Genomic DNA, 21,538 nt, shown 5'->3' with positions numbered 1-21,538 from the left:
TATCACATGTGTCGCGTCGGGAAAGGGCGCGGATGCGTTTTGATTTATGTCAATTTAAACTGACGCTTTAAGTGTCAATGTAAGTTGACAGAACTGGGAGAGTCGTCATGCGCATTTTGTTTGTCCATCCGAATTACCGCTCTGGCGGGGCCGAGATTGCAGGCACCTGGCCGCCCGCCTGGGTGGCGTATCTGTCAGGCCATCTGCGGCAGGCGGGGTTTGATGACATCCACTTCATCGACGCGATGACGGACAATGTGTCGGATGCCGAACTGGCCCGCCGCATGGAAGACATCCAACCCGATGTGGTTGGTGTGACCGCGATCACCCCGTCGATCTACCGCGCTGAAGATGTGCTCAGGGTGGCCAGCGAAGTGGTTCCCAAAGCCGTGCGGATGCTGGGTGGGGTGCACGCGACCTTCATGTACAAGCAGGTTTTCTCTGAAGCGCCGTGGGTCGATGTGATCGTGCGGGGCGAAGGTGAGGAAATCTGCACCGAACTGATGCTTGCCATCGAAGATGGGCGCTGGCCTGCCGACAAGCACAAGATCAAGGGACTTGCGTTCTTGGACGGCGATCAGATCGTCGCAACTCCGGCGGCGAGCACGGTCAAGGATCTGTCCAAGATCAAACCCGACTGGACCGTTCTGGAATGGTCGAAATACATCTACATCCCGCTCGGCACGCGTGTGGCCATCCCCAACCTTGCGCGCGGCTGTCCCTTCACCTGTTCCTTCTGTTCGCAGTGGAAGTTCTGGCGCGATTACCGCGTGCGTGATCCCAAGGACGTGGTGGACGAGATCGAGGATCTGGTGGACAACCACGGCGTCGGCTTCTTCATCCTTGCCGACGAGGAACCCACCATCAACAAGAAAAAATTCGTGGCCTTCTGTCAGGAACTGATCGACCGCGGTCTTCCCGACCGGGTCAAGTGGGGCATCAACACCCGCGTGACCGACATCTACCGCGACCGCGATCTGCTCAAGTTCTACCGCAAGGCGGGGCTGGTGCATGTGTCCTTGGGCACCGAGGCGGCGGCGCAGATGAAGCTCGACATCTTCAACAAGGAAACCAAGGTCGACGAGAACAAGACCGCCATTCGCCTGCTGCGTGAAGCCGACATTCTGGTCGAGGCGCAGTTCATCGTTGGTCTCGACAACGAAACCCCCGAAACTTTGGAGGAAACCTACCAGATGGCGTGGGACTGGCAGCCCGATCTGGCGAACTGGTCGATGTACACGCCGTGGCCCTTCACGCCGCTGTTCCAAGAGTTGAAGGATCAGGTCGAAGTCTTTGATTTCAGTCGCCATAACTTCGTCACGCCGATCATGAAGCCCGCCGCGATGGAGCGGGGGGAGCTGCTGGACGGTGTGATGAACAATTACCGCCGCTTCTACATGAAAAAGGCGCTGTTCCACTATCCGTGGCGCGGCACCGGGTTCCGGCGGCGCTATCTGCTGGGCTGTCTCTATGCCTTCCTCAAGGCGGGTGTTGGGCGCACGTTCTATGATCTGGGCAAGGTCGGATACACCGGCCCGCAATCCAAGAACAAGCTGGATTTCCACTTTGACGAGACCCGCACCATTGCCGAGGCGCAGATGGAGGATTGGGTGTCTTCCGCCGACAAGGCCGCTGCCGCAAAGGAACGCCGCGAGGCAGTGAAGGCGCAGATGAAGGAACGCTCGGCCGAACGGACCGAAGGCTTCAAACTGCCAAACGGGGCCGAGGTCAAAGCCTGCGGAGGGGGATCGCAGCAAATGGAGGACGTCTGAGGATGTCCGCCACGCGGCCGGTCAGGGCGCGCTGATTGGCCCCAACGCCATCCTGCAACTGATTGCGCCGCTGGACCGGGCGTTTGGTCCAGCACACACCGCTCAGATGCTGGCCGAGGCCGGGCTGCGCGACGTGCCCGACGGCACATGCATGATCCCCGAAACCGACGCCGCGCATCTGCACCAACTGTTGCGCCGAACGGCGCCCGATCTGGCCGCCGACCTTGCCTCAGAGGCGGGCAGGGGCACTGCTGATTACATCCTCGCCCACCGCATCCCAAAGCCGGTGCGGATCGTGTTGAAACTCATGCCCGCGCCCCTCGCAGCCCGTGTGCTGTCGCAGGCCATTGCGAAACACGCCTGGACCTTTGCTGGCTCGGGTGCGTTCCGCGTCGTCTCTCCCTGGTGTTTCGACATCGCGGACAACCCGATCGTGCGCGGGGAACACAGCGCCGTCCGCTTGTGTCATTGGCACGCGGCCGTGTTCGAAAGGCTGTATCAGGTTCTGGTACACCCGCGTTGTTGCTGCCGGGAAACCAACTGTTGCGCCATGCCCGGTCAAGACCGGTGCCGGTTTGCGATCACGCGTGGGTGACGCAGGCCACCCACCCACTTGAACCCCAACCACCACATCGCTAAACGCGTCGTCAAAGGCATTTCCGCAATTCAAGAGGACGACGCGCCATGTCCATCGACATTGAAACCGCCGCACGAGTGGCCAAGCTTGCGCGCATCCGCGTAGAAGCCGATGCGCTTCCCGCACTGGCGCAGGAGTTCAGCAATATCCTTGGCTTCATCGAGCAATTGAACGAGGTCGATGTGGACGGCGTTGAACCGATGGTCAGCGTGGAACCCATGCGTCTCAAGCGCCGCGTTGACGGTGTGACCGATGGCGGCATGCAGGACAAGATCCTGGCCAACGCACCGGACGCCCGCGAGGGGTTTTTCGCCGTGCCGAAGGTGGTTGAATGATGTCTGACCTGACCAAACTCAAGATTTCCGAAGCCCGCGATGCGTTGCGCAAGGGCGATGTCACCAGTGTCGAACTGACCGAGGCCTGCCTGAAAGCGATTGATGCCGCCGACGCTCTGGGTGCCTTTGTCCACAAAACGCCAGAGGTGGCGCTGGGGCAGGCGCGCTCTGCAGATGACCGGATCAAATCGGGCGACGCCCCCGACATGTGTGGCATTCCGCTGGGCATCAAGGATCTGTTCTGCACCAAAGGTGTGCCGTCACAGGCCGCCAGCGCGATCCTCAAGGGGTTCAAACCCGAATACGAAAGCACCATCACAAGCCAGTTGTTCGGCGCAGGCGCGGTGATGCTGGGCAAGCTGAACATGGACGAATTCGCCATGGGCTCGTCGAACGAGACCTCCACCTATGGCAACGTGACCAACCCGTGGCGACGCGGCAATGATGACGCGGCCCTGACGCCGGGTGGCTCCTCGGGTGGCTCGGCCTCTGCCGTTGCCGCAGACCTGTGCCTTGCGGCCACCGGAACCGACACCGGGGGCTCGATCCGCCAACCCGCCGCCTTTACCGGCATCACGGGGATCAAGCCGACCTATGGGCGCTGCTCGCGCTGGGGGGTGGTGGCCTTTGCCTCCAGCCTCGATCAGGCGGGACCAATGACAAAGGACGTCCGCGACGCCGCCATCATGCTCGAGGCGATGTGTGGTCACGATCCCAAGGACAGCACCTCGGCCGATCTGGCCGTACCGAATTTCGAAGCGATGCTGACCGGCGACATCCGCGGCAAGACCATCGGCATCCCGCGCGAATACACCATGGACGGCATGCCTGACGAAATCGAGGCGCTGTGGTCAGAAGGGCGCAAGATGCTCGAAGACGCGGGTGCCACGATCCGCGACATCTCCCTGCCGCACACCAAATACGCGCTGCCCGCCTATTACGTCATTGCCCCCGCCGAAGCGTCAAGCAACCTCGCGCGGTATGACGGTGTGCGCTATGGCCACCGCGCGAAACTGGCGCAGGGTGACGGCATCACCGACATGTACGAGAAAACCCGCGCCGAAGGCTTCGGCCCCGAGGTGCAGCGCCGCGTCATGGTCGGCACCTATGTGCTGTCCGCAGGGTTCTACGACGCCTATTACAACCGCGCCCGCAAGGTCCGCACCCTGATCAAGCGCGACTTCGAAGATGTGTTCGCGCAAGGTGTCGATGCGATCCTGACCCCGGCAACACCGTCTGCTGCCTTTGAACTGGGCCGTCGGGTGGATGATCCGGTCGAGATGTATCTCAACGACGTCTTCACGGTCACGGTCAACCTGGCCGGCCTTCCAGGCATCTCGGTGCCCACCGGCCTTGACAGGCAGGGCCTTCCCCTCGGCCTTCAGCTGATCGGACGCCCGTGGGAAGAAGGTGACCTGCTGAATACCGCCTATGCGCTGGAACAGGCAGCCGGGTTTGTGGCGAAGCCCGTGCAATGGTGGTAAACCGCGCCAAATGAGGCAGGATATGACACAAAGACACCCCTTCTTCCGCGGATTGGCGGGCGGCGCTCTGCTGCTTGCGCTGACCGCGTGTACCAGCAACATCCCCGACAGCGCGCAGGGCGTCGGTTTTGACAATTACGACAACTACCAGCAACGCCGCGACGAAGTGCTTGAAGGCCGTGCGTCCCCCACCACGATCGGCGCACCACCACAGGTCACCGGTGCGCCCCTGTCGGCAACCGGACCTCTGGATCAGGCCGCGCTTGACGCAAGGCGGGCCAATTCCGGTATCGACCCGGTCAATGCCTCCCCCGCCAACCCGGCACCGGACGTTGTTGAAAACGCTGCCGGTATCTCGGCGGAAAACGATTTCGACGCGGTCGCCAACACGCGCTCCATCGAAGGTGACGCGGCGCTGATCGCGCAGAACCGTGCGCGCTACCAGATCATTCAGCCCGAGGCTTTGCCGACACGTCCCGGTACCGACACGCCGAACATTGTGGCCTACGCCCTGCAGACCACCAATCCCAAAGGCGCGCCGATCTATCGCCGGTCTTCCTTTGCCACCGAGAACCGCAACCTGCGCAACTGTGCCGCGTTCACGTCGGCCGACCTCGCGCAAGAGGAATTCCTGGCGCGGGGTGGACCGGAACGGGACCGTCAGAACCTCGATCCCGATGGCGATGGCTTTGCCTGCAGCTGGGATCCCGCACCGTTCCGCGCGGTGCGCAACTGACGCCGCTCTGGCACCCATCCCCCAATTGCGGGCCGCGCCGGGACGGCGCGCGGCCTGACCTGATCGTGCTGCACTACACGGCAATGGACTGCGCACAAAAGGCGCGTGACTGGCTGTGCCACAGCGATGCGCAGGTCTCGGCGCATTACGTCTTGGGCGCTGACGGCACGGTCTGGCAGCTGGTGGATGAATCCGACCGCGCCTGGCATGCCGGGTCAGGGGCGTGGGGCCCAATCACGGATGTCAATTCCCGCTCCATCGGCATCGAGATTGCCAACACTGGCGGCGCGCCGTTTGCCGCAAGACAGATGAATGCGCTCGAAACGCTGGTGGACGGCATCATGGCGCGCCATATGATCCCACCCGAACGCGTGATCGGCCATTCCGACATGGCGCCGGGCCGCAAGATCGATCCCGGCGCGCGGTTCGACTGGCAACGCCTGTCCCGGCAAGGCCTGTCCATCTGGCCCGCCGCCGATGGCGAAGGCGATTTTCTTGAGACCGCCAGAACCTTCGGCTACACCGCCGACGTACCCCCCGAAACCCTGCTGCACTCTTTCCGCCTGCGCTTTCGTCCCGGCGCCACAGGTCCCCTCGACGACACCGATCGCGCCCTGATGGCAAATCTCGCGCAACGCTGGCCGGTCGCAGAGGCCTAGGCTTCTTTGGGCCAAAAATACCTCGGGGTCCGTTCATTTGGCGCCATTGGTTCAAGCCCAATGGACGGCGGGCAGAGTCCCCAGATGTTTCCGTTCACGGAAACAAACGATGCGGTGACGCATCGTCGCCCCGCCTAATTCAATTCGTAGGGTAAAATCCCCCGACGATGCGTCTGGATCGTCAGCTTGCGCTCCAGCGGTGGGACCGAGCGTTGGTGGCAATTCGCCCGCTCGCAGATGCGGCACGAAATCCCGATCGGCTCGAACGCGCCGTCGCGGTTCAGGTCCAGCCCGTCGGCATAGACCAGCGCGCCTGCATGTTTCACCTCGCACCCCAGCGCAATCGCGTAGCGCCGCACGGGTGCGCCGAAATGTCCACCGGTCTTGGACACATCCCGCGCGAGGCTGATATAGCGCACCCCGTCCGGTGTTTCGGCCAGTTGCCGCAGGAATCGTCCCGGTGTCTCGAAGGCGCGATGTACGTTCCACAAGGGACACGCCCCGCCGAAGCGGGCGAATTGCAGGCGTGTGGCGGAATGGCGCTTGGTGATCGTGCCCGCCTGATCGACGCGGACAAAGAAGAACGGGATGCCTTTCGCTCCGGGCCGTTGCAGCGTCGACAGGCGATGTGCCACCTGTTCGATGGACGCGCCAAAGCGACGGGCCATCAGTTCCAGATCATGGCGCGTGTCATGCGCGGCTTGCAGGAATTGCCCATAAGGCATCACCGCCGCCCCGGCGAAATAGTTGGCCAGACCCAGCCGCGCGATGTCGCGGGCGGCGTCGGATTGGAATCGGCCAAGGTCAAGCGTCGCGTCCAGCAGCTTGCCATGCCGCGTCAGTGCCAGTTGCAGCATCATCTGAAACGTCTGGGTTTCGGGGGCCGCGAGGGAGGACAGCGTCAGTTCCTGTCGCAGCTCATCAAATCGGCGCAGGTCGGGCACATTGGCAAAGCGCACATGCAGGCCTTCGTTCTCCAGCCCGCGAATGGCGGCGCGCACGCGGTCGGACCCTGTCAGCTTGGTCGCCACATGTTCTGCGGCCTTGTCCACCGCGTCGATGTAATTGTCGCAATAGTGGAAGAAGTCCCGCACCTCTTCCCAGGGGCTGGGTTGCAATTGCGCGCCTTCGCGCCCCAGTGCCTCGTCCAGTGACGCCAGCCGCTCATGGGTCTGGCGGTAGGCGCGGTGCAGTTCCAGAAACGCCCGCGCCAGACCCGGCGCGTTCGAGGCGGTCAGGCGCAAATCGGCAATCGGGGGGGAGGTGTCGGCAAAGACCGGATCGGCCAGCGCCTCGCGCATGTCCGAAATCATCCGCTCGGCATCACCCTGGCCCAGTTCGGTGACATCGACGCCGAATTCCTGTGCCAACGCAAGAACCACGGTGGTCGACAGTGGGCGCTTGTTGTTTTCCATCTGGTTCAGATAGGGCAGCGACACCCCCATCTTGGCCGAGAAATCGCGCTGAGTGAGTCCCAGCCGCGTGCGAATCTCACGCAGCTTGGCACCGGCGTAAAGCTTCTGGGTTGGCATGGCATCCTCGGTGTTTGCAGCTTTGCAGCCTGTCACGTCCGAGTTTGCAAATTCACCCCGCGCTGTCCAGCCCTGCAAGCTGTGCCGATCGCCAGATCACCATCTGGATCGCGACAACCGCACAGATCGCGGTGGCCAGCATGATCCAGAGCAACGGCCACGGCCCGGTGCCGGGCACCAGCAATGCGCCGGCAAGCGCCGAAAGACCCGCGCCGCCTCCCAGCATGATCGAACCGCCAAGGCCCGATGCCGTACCTGCAAGATGTGGGCGGACCGACAGCATGCCGGCTGTGGCATTGGGGATGGTCATGCCGTTGCCAAGGCCGACAAAGGTCATGAAGCCGAAAAACGTCCATTCGGTCCCAAGGCCCAGCCAGAAGACCAGCATGGACAGCAGGATACCCGTGCAGTTGATGACCGTTCCCACCAGAACCATGCGGTTCACCCCGATCCGGGCCGAATAGCGACCCGACACGAAGTTACCCAGAAAATAGCCGATGGCGGGTGCGCCAAAGAAAAAGCCCAGAACCGCGGGTGACATGCCGAACACCTCGGTGCCGACATACGGCGCGCCGCCCAGGTAGGCGAAAAACGCGCCCGAAGACATGGCTGCGGCCACGGCATAGCCCCAGAACCGCGGGCTGGAGAAAAGCTCGGGATATTGCGCGAATTGCTGGCGCAGGGTCAGTCCGCTCACCGCGGCCGTTTCGCCCAGGTCGCTCCATGTCAGCCAGAACAGGCCAAGGCCAAGCAGAAGCAGCAGCCAGAAATTGGCCTGCCAGCCGAACATCTGGTCCAGCACGCCGCCAAAGGCCGGACCGATCATTGGCACCACGGCCATGCCCATGGTGACATAGCCGATCATCGACGCCGCCTGATCCTGCGGCACGCAATCGCGCACCACCGCGCGCGACAGCACCATTGCGGTCACGATCACTGCCTGCGCCATGCGGAAGGCGAGGAACGTGTAGATGTCGGGCGCGTAAATGCAGCCCAAAGTGGCCACGCAAAACCCGCCGATCCCCCAGAGGATCACCGGGCGGCGGCCCATCTTGTCCGAGATCGGGCCGATCACCAGTTGCAGAACCGCGTTCACCGCCAGATAGACCGCGACGGACAGTTGCATCAGCCAGTATTCGGTCTGGAAATAGGCCGTCATGTTGGGCAGGGACGGCAGGAAGATGTTCATTACCAACGCCGAAAGCCCTGCGAGCAGGATCAGTGTGACAATATGCGGCGGTGTGGATCGGTCGAGAAATCGAACCTTGGAGGCGTAACTCATCACCTATCGCTACGCGCGGGATACGGGAATGTCCATATGAACAGGCGTAACGATACAATTTGCAAATTTGCATATTGCAACTCGCTCTATTTCCATAGTTTGCAAATTTGCTCTTTAACACTTGAGGTGGTGCCGCACTGCAGTATGTTCCCCGCAAAGCGAAAAAGGGACGGTCCATGAAAGATATTCTGCAAGAGTTGGAGACCCGCCGCGCCGATGCCCGTCTGGGTGGTGGGCAGAAACGCATCGACGCGCAGCATGCGCGCGGCAAGCTGTCTGCGCGCGAGCGGGTGGAACTGCTGCTGGATGAGGACAGCTTTGAAGAATACGACATGTTCGTCACCCATCGCTGCACCGATTTCGGGATGCAGGGCAACAAACCCGCAGGGGACGGGGTTGTCACCGGCTGGGGTACTGTCAACGGGCGTATGGTCTATGTGTTCTCGCAGGACTTTACCGTTCTGGGTGGATCGGTCAGCGCCACCCACGCGATGAAGATCTGCAAGATCATGGATATGGCGATGCAGAATGGTGCGCCGGTCATCGGGATCAACGATTCCGGTGGTGCGCGGATTCAGGAAGGCGTCGACAGCCTTGCCGGCTATGGCGAGGTGTTCCAGCGTAACATCATGGCATCAGGTGTGGTGCCGCAGATCAGTGTCATCATGGGGCCATGCGCCGGTGGGGCGGTCTACAGCCCTGCGATGACCGATTTCATTTTCATGGTGAAAGACACGTCTTACATGTTCGTCACCGGCCCCGATGTGGTCAAGACCGTGACCAACGAACAGGTGACAGCCGAGGAACTGGGCGGGGCCACAACCCACACCCGCAAATCGTCTGTTGCGGATGGCGCGTTCGAGAACGATGTCGAGGCACTGGCCGAAGTGCGGCGTCTGGTGGATTTCCTGCCGCTCAACAACCGCGAAAAGCCGCCGGTGCGCCCCTTTTTCGATGATGTGGACCGGCTGGAAACCTCGCTTGATACGCTGGTGCCGGAAAACGCCAACACGCCCTATGACATGAAGGAACTGATCCACAAGATCTCGGACGAGGCGGATTTCTACGAGATTCAGGAAGATTTTGCCAAGAACATCATCACCGGCTTTATCCGCATGGAGGGGCAGACCGTGGGTGTGGTCGCCAACCAGCCGATGGTTCTGGCGGGGGTTCTGGACATCGATTCGTCGCGCAAGGCGGCGCGGTTCGTGCGGTTCTGCGACTGCTTTGGCATCCCGATCCTGACGCTGGTGGATGTGCCGGGTTTCCTGCCGGGGACCAGCCAGGAATATAACGGCGTCATCAAGCATGGTGCAAAACTGCTGTTCGCCTATGGCGAGGCGACGGTGCCGAAGGTGACGGTCATCACCCGCAAGGCCTATGGCGGAGCCTATGACGTGATGGCGTCCAAACATCTTCGGGCCGACATGAACTATGCCTGGCCGACAGCGCAGATCGCCGTGATGGGTGCCAAGGGCGCAACCGAGATCATCCACCGCGCCGATCTGGGTGATGCGGCCAAGATCGCGGCCCATGCGGCGGAATACGAAGACCGCTTTGCCAATCCGTTTGTCGCCGCCGAGCGTGGGTTCATCGACGAGGTGATACAGCCGCGTTCAACTCGCAAACGGGTGGCGCGGGCCTTTGCGGCGCTTCGGTCGAAGAAGCAAGAAATGCCGTGGAAGAAGCACGACAATATCCCGCTTTAATCGGGAAAAAGGTGCGTGCGAGCACGCACCCTACGGGAGGAGGTCATCAGTGGCGAGGGGTGGAGCTTGGCAGGGTCTGACGGTGAGCGCGCTTGCGTTTTTCGGGACATCTGTGTTCGCCTCTGATGACCTGCTTTCCGTACCCTCCGGCCAACCGGTGACGTTTCAGGAAATGCTGTGGGACAGGCCGGGCAGCGGGCTGGTCTACCGGTTCCGGTTCGTCGCGCCCGAGATCGGGCAGGAGGGGCGGGAATACGAAGACGTGGAGATCGACATGCATCATCTGTGTGAAACCTTCGCGATTCCGCGGGTGGCGAATACCGGGCCTCAGCCCAGCCAGATCGTGATTTCCCTTGGCCAGACCGAAACCGAATTCGGGGTGGCAAACGCTGATGTCGTGCAGTTTTTTGAGGCCTATCGCATCGAAGGCGAGACCTGCATCTTGGAGTTTTTCTAATGCGTCCACAACATGTTGCGACCTCTTGGGTACGCCCTGCGGGGGTTGAGTCTTTTGCGTCACAGGGGCGGGATGTCTCGGCCTGTGGATATCTTTCCAGCGCCTTTTCAGGGTATTCTCGGGCCGACTGCACCCAAGCAGTCATTACCTCGAACCGGGGACAGGCAGGACCAGAAGGTCTTGTTGGGTCCTTAGAACCTGACAGGAGAACAAGATGTCCAAGAGCATCAGGCTTCTTGCCGCAGTCGGTCTTTTTGCAGCGCTTTCGGCGTGTGCACAAAAGCAGGCTGAAGAAGAGTTTGTGGTTATCGACCCAGAGCCGATCAGCCACGAACCCGCTTATACAGGCAAGTACAAGTAAACCTAAAACGGGGCGGGCCGAGGCGCCCGCCCCCTTTTCCCGATTGCTTCGCGGGGGTGTCCCATGCTGAAGCATCGCGGCTTTCCGGGGCGGCTTCCCGGCACCGATTTCCAGTTTGTCATCCGCAGGCCGAACCCCAAGGGTGTGACCCCGCTGATCCGGCGCGACCGCTACCGTGACCGCCGACCGCCCGACAAGCGGGCCGATGTGGCGTTCATGGCGGCCCTCTGGCGGCAGTTCGGCGATGAACCGTTCGAGCGGGGCAATCTGGATGCGGGGCGACTCAGCTGGCTGTTCGGGCGCGAAGTGTTGCCTTATGACGACCCGTTCGATCCCGAAAGCTATGAGTCGCTGCTGATCATCAACGAGACCGCAGCGCGCGCGGCCTTTCCCGAGGCATTTGACGACGGGGAATGGGCATGATGCCGCTTACGCAGGGTGATTTTGGGCGGGGAAAGGCCGATACCTTGGGTTGTGTCAACGCGATGATTGACGCGTCAGGCGATTGTGGCAGTGTGGACGTGTTCCTAGTGGCATGGCGTTGGCAGATCACGTCATTTGTTCACCGTTACCCTTCCCCTGTCGGGCGTCTTGGTCATACCCCATGCCAAGCGCCCGACTTTTTCTTTTCCGGATCAAAGTGTTACAGGGTGAGGCAAGGAATTGCCCAAACCGACCCGTTTTCCAAACAATGCTGGAACCTTAGCGGGATCCTGGGTGTTACTCCTTCAGAGGCTAGTCTTTTCAAAGGAGCAGACACATGCACATCCACAAGATCAAACCCTCCGTTGCAGCGGCGCTCGTGGCTCTGCTCGGACTCGCGGCCTGCGGTGAAACCTTGGGCGAACAGGCATTGCTGGGCGGCGCAACCGGCGCAGGCACAGCCGTTGCAACCGGGGGCGACCCGCTTACCGGGGCCGCAGTCGGCGGCGCGGCCAATGTCGCCTATTGCCAGACCTATCCGGAACGCTGCTGACGCGGCGACCCGCCCCTCATTTTTCCACTCACGGTTTTCGACCGCCAGGGCCCCGCGCTCTGGCGGTTTTTTCATGCCATCTGCCGGGGCCTGTGCCTTTGGCCAAGAAAAGACGAAACGAAAGGGACAGACATGTTCGACAAGATCCTGATTGCCAACCGGGGCGAGATCGCCTGCCGGGTGATCAAGACGGCCCGCAAGATGGGCATCAAGACGGTGGCGATCTATTCGGACGCGGACAAACACGCGCTGCATGTCGAGATGGCCGACGAGGCGGTGCATATCGGCCCGCCGCCCGCTAACCAGTCCTATATCGTTATCGACAAGGTGATGGAGGCGATCCGCAAGTCGGGCGCGCAGGCGGTGCATCCGGGCTATGGGTTCCTGTCGGAAAACCCCAAGTTTGCACAGGCGTTGGAGGCCGAAGGTGTGGCGTTTGTCGGACCGCCGGTCAAGGCGATCGAGGCGATGGGCGACAAGATCACCTCGAAGAAGATCGCGCAGGAGGCTGGGGTGAACACCGTGCCGGGCTATATGGGCCTGATCGCGGATGCGGACGAGGCGGTAAAAATCTCGAACGAGGTTGGGTATCCGGTGATGATCAAGGCCAGCGCCGGTGGTGGTGGCAAAGGCATGCGGATCGCCTGGGACGACGAGGAAGCCCGCGAGGGGTTCCAGTCATCCAAGAACGAGGCGGCCAACAGCTTTGGCGATGATCGCATTTTCATCGAGAAATTCGTCACGCAACCGCGGCACATCGAAATTCAGGTGCTGTGTGATGGACATGGCAACGGGATTTACCTGAACGAACGCGAATGCAGCATCCAGCGCCGCAACCAGAAGGTTGTCGAAGAAGCGCCGTCGCCGTTTCTGGACGAGGCGACCCGCAAGGCGATGGGCGAACAGTCGGTCGCGCTGGCCAAGGCGGTTGGCTATGCCAGTGCGGGCACGGTGGAATTCATCGTCGATGGCGACCGGAATTTCTATTTCCTTGAGATGAACACCCGCTTGCAGGTGGAACATCCCGTGACCGAACTGATCACCGGAGTCGATCTGGTCGAACAGATGATCCGCGTGGCCAACGGCGAGCCGCTGTCGATCACCCAGGACGATGTAAAGATCAACGGCTGGGCCATCGAGAACCGGCTTTACGCCGAAGACCCGTATCGCGGGTTCCTGCCCTCGATTGGCCGTCTGACGCGCTATCGTCCGCCCGCAGAAGGGGCGCTTGGCGACGGGATCGTGCGCAACGACACGGGCGTGTTCGAAGGCGGCGAGATCTCCATGTATTACGACCCGATGATCGCCAAGCTGTGTACCTGGGCACCGACCCGCGCCGAGGCGATCGAGACGATGCGCAACGCTCTGGACAGTTTCGAGGTCGAGGGAATCGGCCACAACCTGCCGTTTGTGGCGGCGGTGATGGATCATCCCAAGTTCATCTCGGGGGAGATGACCACCGCCTTTATCGCCGAGGAATATCCCGACGGCTTTGAAGGTGTGACGCTGGATGAGGATGCGCTGAAACGCGTGGCGGCGGCCTGTGCGGCGATGAACCGGGTGGCCGAGATCCGGCGCGCGCGCATTTCCGGCACGCTCGACAATCACGAACGCCGTGTCGGGGAAGACTGGAACGTCACCTTGCAAGGCGAGAGTTTCGACGTGACCATTGCCGCTGACCATGACGGATCGACGGTACGCTTTGCCGATGACACCGAATTGCGTATCAGCGGTGACTGGACGCCGGGGGATCAGCTGGCCCGGATGAGTGTCGATGACACGCCGCTTGTGATGAAGGTCGGCAAAGTGTCGGGCGGGTTCCGGATCCGGACGCGCGGTGCCGATCTCAAGGTGCATGTGCGCACCCCGCGTCAGGCGGAACTTGCGCGCATGATGCCCGAAAAGGTCGCGGCGGATACCTCGAAACTGCTGCTGTGCCCGATGCCGGGGCTGATCGTGAAGGTCAATGTCACAGAGGGTGACGAGGTTCAGGAGGGACAGGCGCTCTGCACGGTCGAGGCGATGAAGATGGAGAACATCCTGCGCGCCGAACGCAAAGGCACCGTGTCCAAGATCAACGCGGCGGCGGGTGACAGTCTTGCCGTGGATGACGTGATCATGGAGTTTGAGTAACCCCATGACCGGCGGGGCCATCATAAACACATGGCAACCGGTGTGGCCTTGCCGCACCGGGACCGCGCCAATTTACCCCCGAGGCAACCCCTCGGTCCGATCCTGGATTTCCTGCTGGCGGGTTGGCATCTTGTCGATGGCACGGCTGATTTCGCGCACGCTCCAGGGCAGCGGTTTGCGCTGCTTGACCTGGCCGTCCTTGTCGATCACGGCCAGCATGAAGCCGCGCGGTCTGAGTTGGGTGCGCACCGCTGACCGGGCGGCCGGGTCGGTATCCGTGATGATCACCACGTCGCGGACATCCAATGCGTACAGGTCGTCTGTGAGGTATTGCATTTGCTGCACATATCTCGGATCGGCGGGGCTGTCGGCGAAGACGACGATGGGTCGCTTGATCCACAGGAATTCGTCCAGCGTCACGTTTTCTGCTGACCGGATCATGTCGACGGACAGATCGTCAACTGTCGGGCTGTCTTCTTGTGTCTGTCCCGAAACGGGAGAGCAGAGCATCAGTGCAGCCAGCATCACGGAAAAAAGCTTGTTCATGTTCCAGAACATAGGGCGTGTGGATCACAATGCGAAGGCACGATGGTGTGCGAATTGCAAAAATGTGACCGCCTTTCAATCGGGTGACGAGGGGGTCAACGGCCCATCCGCGACCCGTTCCCAACGACTTTCCCCGCGAAGTGCCGTACCCGTTTGGGGTGCCGCGTCCGCGAAGACAAAAGGATGACGACACCAATGACAGCCCAAAAAGACATCTGGCGCGGCCTTGCCGAAGCCGAATTGCGCGGAAAATCCGTTGATGATCTGACGTGGAAGACGCTCGAAGGGATCGACGTTCAGCCGCTTTACACCGCCGAGGATATCGAGGGCCTGCCGCATCTGGGCACCATCCCCGGAGAAGCGCCGTTCACCCGTGGCGTCAAGGCGACGATGTATGCCGGGCGACCGTGGACGATTCGGCAATATGCCGGGTTTTCGACGGCTGAGGAATCAAACGCCTTTTACCGCCGCAATCTGGCTGCCGGTCAGCAGGGTGTGTCGGTGGCTTTCGATCTGGCGACGCATCGGGGTTATGACAGCGATCACGAACGGGTTCTTGGCGATGTCGGCAAGGCCGGGGTGGCGATTGATTCGGTCGAGGACATGAAAATCCTCTTCGACGGTATCCCGCTGGATCAGGTGTCGGTGTCGATGACGATGAACGGCGCGGTCATTCCGATCCTTGCCTCGTTTATCGTGGCGGGAGAGGAGCAGGGGCATGACCGCTCGGTCCTGTCGGGGACGATCCAGAATGACATCCTCAAGGAATTCATGGTGCGCAACACCTATGTCTATCCGCCGGAACCGTCGATGCGGATCATTGCGGACATCATCGAATATACCTCGGACAACATGCCGAAATTCAACTCGATCTCGATCTCCGGCTATCACATGCAGGAGGCGGGTGCGAACCTTGTGCAGGAATTGGCCTACACGCTGGCCGACGGCAAGGAATACGTCAAGACCGCGATGGCGCGGGGCATGGACGTAGACAAGTTCGCTGGACGGCTGTCGTTCTTTTTCGCCATTGGCAAGAACTTCTTCATGGAAGCGGCCAAGCTGCGCGCGGCGCGGATGCTGTGGTATCGGATCATGGACGATCTGGGGGCCAAGAGCGACCGCTCCAAGATGTTGCGCACCCATTGCCAGACCTCGGGGGTGAGTTTGGCCGAGCAGGATCCCTATAACAACGTGATCCGCACCGCCTATGAGGCGATGAGCGCGGTTCTGGGGGGAACCCAGTCGCTGCACACCAACGCCCTGGACGAGGCAATTGCGTTACCGACGGAATTCTCGGCCCGCATTGCGCGCAATACCCAATTGATCTTGCAGGAAGAAACCGGCGTCACCAATGTGGTCGATCCTCTGGCGGGGTCTTATTACGTTGAAAAGCTGACCCATGATCTGGCCGAGGAAGCCTGGAAGCTGATCGCGGAAGTCGACGAGATGGGCGGCATGACCAAGGCGGTGGCGAGCGGCATGCCCAAGCTACGGATCGAGGAAACGGCGGCCACGCGGCAGGCGCTGATTGACCGGGGTGAAGACGTGATCGTCGGGGTGAACAAGTATCGCCGCGACACCGAAGACCAGATCGACATTCTGGATGTCGATAACGTGGCGGTGCGCAAGTCGCAGATCGCGCGGCTTGAGAAAATCCGCGCAACCCGCGATCAGGCGGCCTGCGATGCGGCACTGGCGGAACTGGAAAAACGCGCTGCCGAAGGTGGCAATCTGTTGGAAGCGGCGGTTGAAGCGTCCCGCGCGCGCGCCTCGGTAGGAGAGATCAGCATGGCGATGGAAAAAGTGTTTGGCCGCCACCGGGCCGAGGTGAAGACTTTGGCAGGTGTCTATGGCGCGGCATACGAAGGTGACGAAGGCTTTGCCGCCATTCAACGCGCGGTTGAGGCGTTCGCCGAAGACGAAGGCCGCCGTCCACGCATGCTGGTGGTGAAGATGGGACAGGACGGGCATGACCGGGGTGCAAAGGTCATCGCCACGGCCTTTGCCGATATCGGCTTTGACGTCGATGTGGGGCCATTGTTCCAGACACCTGCCGAGGCGGCGCAGGACGCCATTGACAACGATGTACATGTGATCGGGATTTCAAGCCAGGCGGCGGGCCACAAGACGCTGGCACCGGAACTGGTGAAAGAGCTGAAAGCGCAGGGTGCGGGGGATATCCTGGTGATCTGCGGCGGGGTCATTCCGCAGCAGGATTACCAGTTCCTGTATGACGCGGGGGTCAAGGCGATCTTTGGACCGGGAACAAACATCCCCGAGGCGGCGCAAGACATTCTGCGGTTGATCCGCGAGGCGCGTGGGTGACATAGGGCGCAACGGGACGCGTCAACGCGTCCGCGATTTTCCGTTGACGGAAAATCCGGCGCGTGTGTCAATGCGGGTATGACATTCGAACTGGATCACATTGCGGTTGCGGGCGAAACGCTGGATGCGGCTGTCACGCATAGCGAAGAGGCGTTTGGTCTGCCCCTGGGGCCAGGAGGACAACACACGCATTACGCCACGCACAACCGGCTTCTGGGGCTGGAACAGGGGCTGTATTTCGAAGCCATTGCGCCTGATCCATCGCAGCCGACACCGGACTACCCGCGGTGGTTCGGATTGGATGACTTCGACGGACCGGCGCAATTGGACAAGTGGATTCTGCGCTGTTCCGACATTGCCGAAGCGCAGGCGATGTTCCCCGAAGCGGGAGAGCCGGTTCATCTGACACGAGGTGATCTGAGCTGGACCATGCTGGTGCCGCCAGATGGCCGCTTGCCCTTTGACGGGCAGTTTCCGGCGATCATTCAATGGCACACCGACACACCTCCGGGAACAACGCTGCAAAGTGCGGGCCTGCGGCTCGAGGCGTTGACGATCTGCGGGCCGGATGTGGCCGATCTCAAGGCGCGGCTGGCCCCGGTGTTCGATGACGACCGCGTGCTGTACCAAACCACGGCTGGTCGGATGATGCAGGCGGTCTTCCTGACAACCAGTGGCAGGCGCATCCTTACATGATCATTCGCCCTGCGCGCGCCGAAGATGCCGAGGCATTGACGGTGATCCTGAACGACGTGATCGACAACACGACCATCACCTTTACCTCGGAGCGCAAGAGCGTGGATTATCTGCGCGAGGATATCGCGACGCGGGGGGTGGCGTTTCAAGTGGTCGAGGTGGATGGCGTGGCGGCGGGCTATGCCAGCTATTTTCCGTTTCGCAATGGCCCCGGCTATGCGCGTACCAAGGAACATTCCATCGCACTTGCACCGCACGCACGCGGGATCGGGGCAGGGCGCGCATTGATGAGCGCGCTTGAGACAGAGGCACGCAAAGACAATGTGCATTCACTTTGGGCTGGAATCAGCGGTGAAAACCCATCGGGACGGGATTTTCATGCTGCCATCGGCTTTGTCGAGGTCGCAACCCTGTCCGAAGTGGGGTTCAAGTTCGACCGCTGGATCGACCTTGTGCTGATGCAGAAAAGGCTCTGATGCCGCACTGACAAAATCGGCGCTTTGGCATAGAGTACGCCCATGTCGATCTGGTCGCGCATTGCGGATGCTCTTTCGGCCCTTGCTTCGGGTGAGGGGCTTGCCGCCGTTTTCGACAAACTGCGCACACCGCCGGAAAAGACCGTCGCGTTTACCATCGCCGTGATCGCCCTGTCGGCAAAGATGGCCAAGGCGGATGGTCTGGTCACACGCGACGAGGTCATGGCCTTTCGCGAGGTGTTCCACATTCCGCCCGAAGACGAAGCAGGCGCGGCGCGGGTGTTCAACCTTGCCCGTCAGGACGTGGCCGGGTTCGAGGAATACGCTAAGCGCATCCGCGCCATGTTCGGGGGTGATCGGGGCACGCTTTGCGACCTGATGGAGGGGCTGTTTCATATCGCGATGGCGGATGGCAGTTATCATCCGGGCGAAGAGGCGTTCCTGCTGCGCGTGGCCGAGATTTTCGATCTGCCAGAGGGATCGTTCCGCAGCCTGAAATCGCGCTTTGTTCCGGACGCCGATCCGGACCCGTTCGAGGTGCTGGGTGTCACGCCGGATATGCCATTGAGCGAAATTCGCGCCACTTGGCGTCAGCTTGTCAGGGAAAGTCATCCGGACAAGATGATCGCACGCGGCGTCCCCGAAGAAGCGGTGAAACTGTCGGAACGTCGCCTGATCGACATCAACCGCGCATGGGAAGACATCTCGGCGCGCGAACATGCCTGATGTGGGCGTGATGCGGCCCCGATGAGAATTGCCACTTACAACATTGAATGGTTCGATTCGTTGTTCGACGATACCGGGCAGCTTGTCGTCGATGGGTCGTGGTCGGCGCGTTATGATGTGACCAAAGCCATGCAGACCGAAGCCCTTGGCATCGTGTTCACCGCGTTGAACGTGGATGTGGTGATGATCATCGAAGCCCCGGACACCAACCGGCAGCGCGACACGGTGCGGGCGCTTGAAGGCTTTGCCAAGGCGTTCGATCTGCGGGCGCGCAAGGCGGTGCTGGGTTTCAGCAATGACACCCAGCAGGAAATTGCGGCTTTATATGATCCTGACGTCGTGTTGGTGCAGCACGATCCCAAGGGACAGGCCCCGGTTCCCGGAGCGCCGCAGGTTGGTGGCGCGCCCCGTTTTGACGGCACTTTCCGGATTGACCTGGATATCGACGCAACCGAGGACAAGGTGGCGTTCTCAAAACCGCCACTTGAGGTGGCGATGACCGTACGATCCACCGGCCAGACCGTCCGGTTGATCGGTGCGCATCTGAAATCGAAAGCGCCACATGGCGCCACCAATCGCGACGAGGTGATGCGGCTGTCGATTGCCAACCGCCGCAAGCAACTGGCGCAGGCGATCTGGCTGCGCACCCGGATCGAGGAACATCTGGTCGCCGGTGATCCGATGATCGTGATGGGAGACCTGAACGATGGTCCGGGACTGGATGAATACGAACACCTGTTCGGGCGCAGTTCGGTCGAGATCATCCTCGGGACCGGCGATCGCGCGCTGTTCGATCCGCATGCCTCGAAGGCGTTGTTACGGCGGATCGGGCCGCAACCCACCACGGCACGGTTCTATATCTCGCAGGACGAACGGTATCTGCAGGCACTTCTGGATTACGTCATGGTGTCGCCGGATTTGCGGGCCAAGGCGCGCAGATGGCGGATCTGGCATCCGTTCGACGATCCGACGTGCTGGAAGACACCGGAACTGCGCGAGGCCTTATTGACGGCGTCGGATCATTTCCCGGTGACGCTTGATATTGACCTGTAGGTGAAATCCGATTTCAGATCGCTTATATGATTTTCATGAAACAGATTTCCGCAGTTGCACTTGCCTTGGTCCTGATCCCCTTTGGCGCGCTGGCGCAAGAGGAGACTGACAAGGGCACCAGCCTCATGGAAGAGGGCGCAAAGCTTTTCTTTCGGGGGCTGATGGACGAAATGGAGCCCGCGTTTCGCGAGCTTGAGGGTTTGGCCGAGGATATGGAACCGGCAATCCGCAGCTTTGCCGAAGAGATGGGTCCGGCCTTGCGCGATCTGATGGCGCAGGTCGAGGATTGGTCGGCCTACGAGCCGCCCGTGGTTCTGCCCAACGGGGATATCCTGCTGAAACGCAAGCCGGATATGCCCACCCCCGACACGTTGCCCGCGCCGGAAGAGGGTGAGATCGATATCTGAGGTTTACTCGGCGGGGTGTGCGTAAGCCGTCTGCCGCGCTGGCCTGAGCGCCACGTTGGTGAGCAGCGCGCCCCCTGCGATGGACAGGATTGCCAGCAGCGCGGCGATGGACAATGTCGGCACACCGGCAAGACCCGCACCCACGGTGCAACCACCGGCCAGCACACCACCAACACCCATCAGGACAGCACCGCCCGCATAACGCCCGGTTTCCCGTGGCGCGTCGAAGGACTGCCACTGGAAGCTGCCGAAGATCAGCGACGAGAGCAGCGCGCCGATCAGAACACCGCCGATCAGGCCGACGCCGAAATTGGCCGGGATCGAGGTCGAGGCGACTGTCCAGAACAGCGTATCAGCGAAGGGCGAGGTAAAGGACAGGCTTTGCAAAGCGACCGGGTCGAAATCGTCAAAAAGCACAAAACCGGTGCCGATCCAGCCCGCAGGGACAAGTGCGCCCAGAAGTGCCGCCATGATCAACGTTGTTGCACGGTTGCCGGACCGCAAGGCGACAGCCAGCGCGGCAAGGGCGATCAGCGCGGACCAGACCAAAGCGCCACCGGGCAGGGCGGCAAGGCTCAGGGTGTCACCCAAGGGGACGTTGACCGAACCCAGTGACGTGCGGACCGGCGCAAGCACACCTTTGAGGGTCGCATGTGCGGTGATTGCAAACACCAGCAGAACAAACACGCCGCGCAGGTTGCCGCTTGCCGAAAGCACGGTCAGGCGTGACACGCAGCCCCGTGTCAGAACCATGCCCGCGCCGAACATCAATCCACCCAGAACGATGGCGAGGATCGGCAGATCACCTGCCATGAACCGGTGTTCGTCGAACGAGATCAAACCGGAAAGAACTCCGGCTTGTGTGCCGATCACGGCCACGGCCAATGCGGTCAGCCAGACCCCCATCGCCTGCTTGCGGTCGTCGCCGACAAGGCCGCGACGGAAGCAGAACTTGGTGCGTTCGGCCAACAGGCCAAAGGCGGCCCCAAGGACAAGCGCCAAGCCAACCGCGACTTGCGGTGCGGTGAAATTCTCAAAGCCAAGGGATTCGAACATGGGTCGGTCCTTCCGTCTGTTGTGACGCCAGATGGAGGGAAATTGTTCCTTGGGCAAGGGGAGGTCGGGCCTATATCATGCATGTTGCAAGACGACGGTCTTGAGATCCGCCGACAACCCGGAACATCGTTCCGCGATTCAAGAAAATGCGCGAAACGCTGTTCGGGCGCAGCCGGACTG

22 protein-coding genes are annotated in these 21,538 nt (G+C 61.3%); 18 read left to right on the top strand and 4 right to left on the bottom strand.

Going from position 1 to position 21,538, the window contains the following annotated elements; genetic code table 11:
* Positions 1-107 precede the first annotated feature (107 nt).
* The 6 genes from bchE to ACTIEN_RS09520 all read left to right on the top strand — a co-directional run bounded on the left by bchE (position 108) and on the right by ACTIEN_RS09520 (position 5,623).
* Positions 108-1,772, top strand: coding sequence for a magnesium-protoporphyrin IX monomethyl ester anaerobic oxidative cyclase (gene bchE / locus ACTIEN_RS09545; RefSeq protein ID WP_439522897.1), 1,665 nt, complete (start codon positions 108-110; stop codon positions 1,770-1,772).
* A 31-nt stretch (positions 1,773-1,803) separates the two neighbouring features.
* Complete coding sequence (gene bchJ / locus ACTIEN_RS09540; RefSeq protein ID WP_439522934.1) at positions 1,804-2,367, top strand: bacteriochlorophyll 4-vinyl reductase; 564 nt, start codon at positions 1,804-1,806, stop codon at positions 2,365-2,367.
* A gap of 89 nt (positions 2,368-2,456) precedes the next feature.
* Entirely contained in the window at positions 2,457-2,744 is a 288-nt protein-coding gene (gatC, locus tag ACTIEN_RS09535) for an Asp-tRNA(Asn)/Glu-tRNA(Gln) amidotransferase subunit GatC (RefSeq protein ID WP_439522896.1), read from the top strand.
* Positions 2,744-4,228 (top strand): Asp-tRNA(Asn)/Glu-tRNA(Gln) amidotransferase subunit GatA, encoded by a 1,485-nt coding sequence (gene gatA / locus ACTIEN_RS09530; protein ID WP_439522895.1) that lies wholly within the window; start codon positions 2,744-2,746, stop codon positions 4,226-4,228. The genes gatC and gatA overlap by 1 nt, the downstream gene beginning before the upstream one ends.
* A gap of 22 nt (positions 4,229-4,250) precedes the next feature.
* A complete protein-coding gene (locus ACTIEN_RS09525) occupies positions 4,251-4,964 on the top strand; it encodes a hypothetical protein (RefSeq protein ID WP_439522894.1) in 714 nt (237 codons plus the stop codon).
* Between the two features lie 68 nt (positions 4,965-5,032).
* Positions 5,033-5,623 (top strand): N-acetylmuramoyl-L-alanine amidase, encoded by a 591-nt coding sequence (locus tag ACTIEN_RS09520; RefSeq protein ID WP_439522933.1) that lies wholly within the window; start codon positions 5,033-5,035, stop codon positions 5,621-5,623.
* Positions 5,624-5,757: 134 nt separating this feature from the next.
* Here the strand turns inward: ACTIEN_RS09520 and ACTIEN_RS09515 are convergent, their stop codons facing one another.
* Together ACTIEN_RS09515 and ACTIEN_RS09510 are read right to left on the bottom strand one after the other, a co-directional pair.
* On the bottom strand, positions 5,758-7,155 hold the full coding sequence (locus ACTIEN_RS09515) for a helix-turn-helix domain-containing protein (protein WP_439522893.1): 1,398 nt from the start codon (positions 7,153-7,155) through the stop codon (positions 5,758-5,760).
* A 52-nt stretch (positions 7,156-7,207) separates the two neighbouring features.
* Positions 7,208-8,437: a multidrug effflux MFS transporter gene (locus ACTIEN_RS09510; RefSeq protein WP_439522892.1), complete on the bottom strand. Its 1,230-nt coding sequence runs from the start codon at positions 8,435-8,437 to the stop codon at positions 7,208-7,210.
* A gap of 176 nt (positions 8,438-8,613) precedes the next feature.
* Here ACTIEN_RS09510 and ACTIEN_RS09505 point away from each other — a divergent pair, with 176 nt between their 5' ends.
* The 6 genes from ACTIEN_RS09505 to ACTIEN_RS09480 all read left to right on the top strand — a co-directional run bounded on the left by ACTIEN_RS09505 (position 8,614) and on the right by ACTIEN_RS09480 (position 14,073).
* Positions 8,614-10,146 (top strand): acyl-CoA carboxylase subunit beta, encoded by a 1,533-nt coding sequence (locus ACTIEN_RS09505; RefSeq protein ID WP_439522891.1) that lies wholly within the window; start codon positions 8,614-8,616, stop codon positions 10,144-10,146.
* A gap of 49 nt (positions 10,147-10,195) precedes the next feature.
* Positions 10,196-10,603: a DUF6497 family protein gene (locus tag ACTIEN_RS09500; protein ID WP_439522890.1), complete on the top strand. Its 408-nt coding sequence runs from the start codon at positions 10,196-10,198 to the stop codon at positions 10,601-10,603.
* A gap of 214 nt (positions 10,604-10,817) precedes the next feature.
* Positions 10,818-10,964, top strand: coding sequence for a hypothetical protein (locus ACTIEN_RS09495; RefSeq protein ID WP_439522889.1), 147 nt, complete (start codon positions 10,818-10,820; stop codon positions 10,962-10,964).
* Positions 10,965-11,027: 63 nt separating this feature from the next.
* Positions 11,028-11,387, top strand: a complete 360-nt coding sequence (locus ACTIEN_RS09490) for a hypothetical protein (protein WP_439522888.1) — start codon at positions 11,028-11,030, stop codon at positions 11,385-11,387.
* Positions 11,388-11,724: 337 nt separating this feature from the next.
* Positions 11,725-11,940: a hypothetical protein gene (locus tag ACTIEN_RS09485; RefSeq protein ID WP_439522887.1), complete on the top strand. Its 216-nt coding sequence runs from the start codon at positions 11,725-11,727 to the stop codon at positions 11,938-11,940.
* Positions 11,941-12,072: 132 nt separating this feature from the next.
* Positions 12,073-14,073: an acetyl-CoA carboxylase biotin carboxylase subunit gene (locus tag ACTIEN_RS09480; protein WP_439522886.1), complete on the top strand. Its 2,001-nt coding sequence runs from the start codon at positions 12,073-12,075 to the stop codon at positions 14,071-14,073.
* A 72-nt stretch (positions 14,074-14,145) separates the two neighbouring features.
* On the opposite strand, the gene ACTIEN_RS09475 is transcribed toward ACTIEN_RS09480, so the two are convergent.
* Complete coding sequence (locus tag ACTIEN_RS09475) at positions 14,146-14,619, bottom strand: DUF4174 domain-containing protein (protein WP_439522885.1); 474 nt, start codon at positions 14,617-14,619, stop codon at positions 14,146-14,148.
* 195 nt (positions 14,620-14,814) lie between these two features.
* On the opposite strand from ACTIEN_RS09475, the gene scpA reads away from it, so the two are divergent.
* From scpA to ACTIEN_RS09445, 6 genes are all read left to right on the top strand, one after another.
* Positions 14,815-16,944, top strand: a complete 2,130-nt coding sequence (scpA, locus tag ACTIEN_RS09470; protein WP_439522884.1) for a methylmalonyl-CoA mutase — start codon at positions 14,815-14,817, stop codon at positions 16,942-16,944.
* A 78-nt stretch (positions 16,945-17,022) separates the two neighbouring features.
* The gene (locus ACTIEN_RS09465; RefSeq protein WP_439522883.1) at positions 17,023-17,640 is read left to right on the top strand and encodes a VOC family protein; all 618 of its coding nucleotides are present in this window, start codon (positions 17,023-17,025) and stop codon (positions 17,638-17,640) included.
* Positions 17,637-18,116, top strand: coding sequence for a GNAT family N-acetyltransferase (locus tag ACTIEN_RS09460; protein ID WP_439522882.1), 480 nt, complete (start codon positions 17,637-17,639; stop codon positions 18,114-18,116). The genes ACTIEN_RS09465 and ACTIEN_RS09460 overlap by 4 nt, the downstream gene beginning before the upstream one ends.
* A 42-nt stretch (positions 18,117-18,158) precedes the next feature.
* Positions 18,159-18,842, top strand: a complete 684-nt coding sequence (locus ACTIEN_RS09455; RefSeq protein WP_439522881.1) for a TerB family tellurite resistance protein — start codon at positions 18,159-18,161, stop codon at positions 18,840-18,842.
* A 21-nt stretch (positions 18,843-18,863) separates the two neighbouring features.
* The gene (locus ACTIEN_RS09450; RefSeq protein WP_439522880.1) at positions 18,864-19,895 is read left to right on the top strand and encodes an endonuclease/exonuclease/phosphatase family protein; all 1,032 of its coding nucleotides are present in this window, start codon (positions 18,864-18,866) and stop codon (positions 19,893-19,895) included.
* Positions 19,896-19,930: 35 nt separating this feature from the next.
* Entirely contained in the window at positions 19,931-20,302 is a 372-nt protein-coding gene (locus ACTIEN_RS09445; RefSeq protein WP_439522879.1) for a hypothetical protein, read from the top strand.
* Positions 20,303-20,305: 3 nt separating this feature from the next.
* Here the strand turns inward: ACTIEN_RS09445 and ACTIEN_RS09440 are convergent, their stop codons facing one another.
* Positions 20,306-21,358 (bottom strand): YeeE/YedE family protein, encoded by a 1,053-nt coding sequence (locus ACTIEN_RS09440; protein ID WP_439522878.1) that lies wholly within the window; start codon positions 21,356-21,358, stop codon positions 20,306-20,308.
* Between the last annotated feature and the right edge of the window lie 180 nt (positions 21,359-21,538).

Source organism: Marivita sp., from assembly GCF_051859345.1.
GTDB lineage: Bacteria > Pseudomonadota > Alphaproteobacteria > Rhodobacterales > Rhodobacteraceae > Marivita.
The sequence above is the reverse complement of the archived record's forward strand: the minus strand, read 5'-3'. Positions and strand labels throughout refer to the sequence as shown.

Excerpts from the sequence above, each read along its gene's own strand:
- bchE (WP_439522897.1), top strand. The coding sequence starts at position 108 with ATGCGCATTTTGTTTGTCCATCCGAATTACCGCTCTGGCGGGGCCGAG.
- gatC (WP_439522896.1), top strand. The coding sequence starts at position 2,457 with ATGTCCATCGACATTGAAACCGCCGCACGAGTGGCCAAGCTTGCGCGC.
- gatA (WP_439522895.1), top strand. The coding sequence starts at position 2,744 with ATGTCTGACCTGACCAAACTCAAGATTTCCGAAGCCCGCGATGCGTTG.
- ACTIEN_RS09525 (WP_439522894.1), top strand. The coding sequence starts at position 4,251 with ATGACACAAAGACACCCCTTCTTCCGCGGATTGGCGGGCGGCGCTCTG.
- ACTIEN_RS09515 (WP_439522893.1), bottom strand. The coding sequence starts at position 7,155 with ATGCCAACCCAGAAGCTTTACGCCGGTGCCAAGCTGCGTGAGATTCGC.
- ACTIEN_RS09510 (WP_439522892.1), bottom strand. The coding sequence starts at position 8,437 with ATGAGTTACGCCTCCAAGGTTCGATTTCTCGACCGATCCACACCGCCG.
- ACTIEN_RS09505 (WP_439522891.1), top strand. The coding sequence starts at position 8,614 with ATGAAAGATATTCTGCAAGAGTTGGAGACCCGCCGCGCCGATGCCCGT.
- ACTIEN_RS09495 (WP_439522889.1), top strand. The coding sequence starts at position 10,818 with ATGTCCAAGAGCATCAGGCTTCTTGCCGCAGTCGGTCTTTTTGCAGCG.
- ACTIEN_RS09490 (WP_439522888.1), top strand. The coding sequence starts at position 11,028 with ATGCTGAAGCATCGCGGCTTTCCGGGGCGGCTTCCCGGCACCGATTTC.
- ACTIEN_RS09485 (WP_439522887.1), top strand. The coding sequence starts at position 11,725 with ATGCACATCCACAAGATCAAACCCTCCGTTGCAGCGGCGCTCGTGGCT.
- ACTIEN_RS09480 (WP_439522886.1), top strand. The coding sequence starts at position 12,073 with ATGTTCGACAAGATCCTGATTGCCAACCGGGGCGAGATCGCCTGCCGG.
- ACTIEN_RS09475 (WP_439522885.1), bottom strand. The coding sequence starts at position 14,619 with ATGAACAAGCTTTTTTCCGTGATGCTGGCTGCACTGATGCTCTGCTCT.
- scpA (WP_439522884.1), top strand. The coding sequence starts at position 14,815 with ATGACAGCCCAAAAAGACATCTGGCGCGGCCTTGCCGAAGCCGAATTG.
- ACTIEN_RS09465 (WP_439522883.1), top strand. The coding sequence starts at position 17,023 with ATGACATTCGAACTGGATCACATTGCGGTTGCGGGCGAAACGCTGGAT.
- ACTIEN_RS09460 (WP_439522882.1), top strand. The coding sequence starts at position 17,637 with ATGATCATTCGCCCTGCGCGCGCCGAAGATGCCGAGGCATTGACGGTG.
- ACTIEN_RS09455 (WP_439522881.1), top strand. The coding sequence starts at position 18,159 with ATGTCGATCTGGTCGCGCATTGCGGATGCTCTTTCGGCCCTTGCTTCG.
- ACTIEN_RS09450 (WP_439522880.1), top strand. The coding sequence starts at position 18,864 with ATGAGAATTGCCACTTACAACATTGAATGGTTCGATTCGTTGTTCGAC.
- ACTIEN_RS09445 (WP_439522879.1), top strand. The coding sequence starts at position 19,931 with ATGAAACAGATTTCCGCAGTTGCACTTGCCTTGGTCCTGATCCCCTTT.
- ACTIEN_RS09440 (WP_439522878.1), bottom strand. The coding sequence starts at position 21,358 with ATGTTCGAATCCCTTGGCTTTGAGAATTTCACCGCACCGCAAGTCGCG.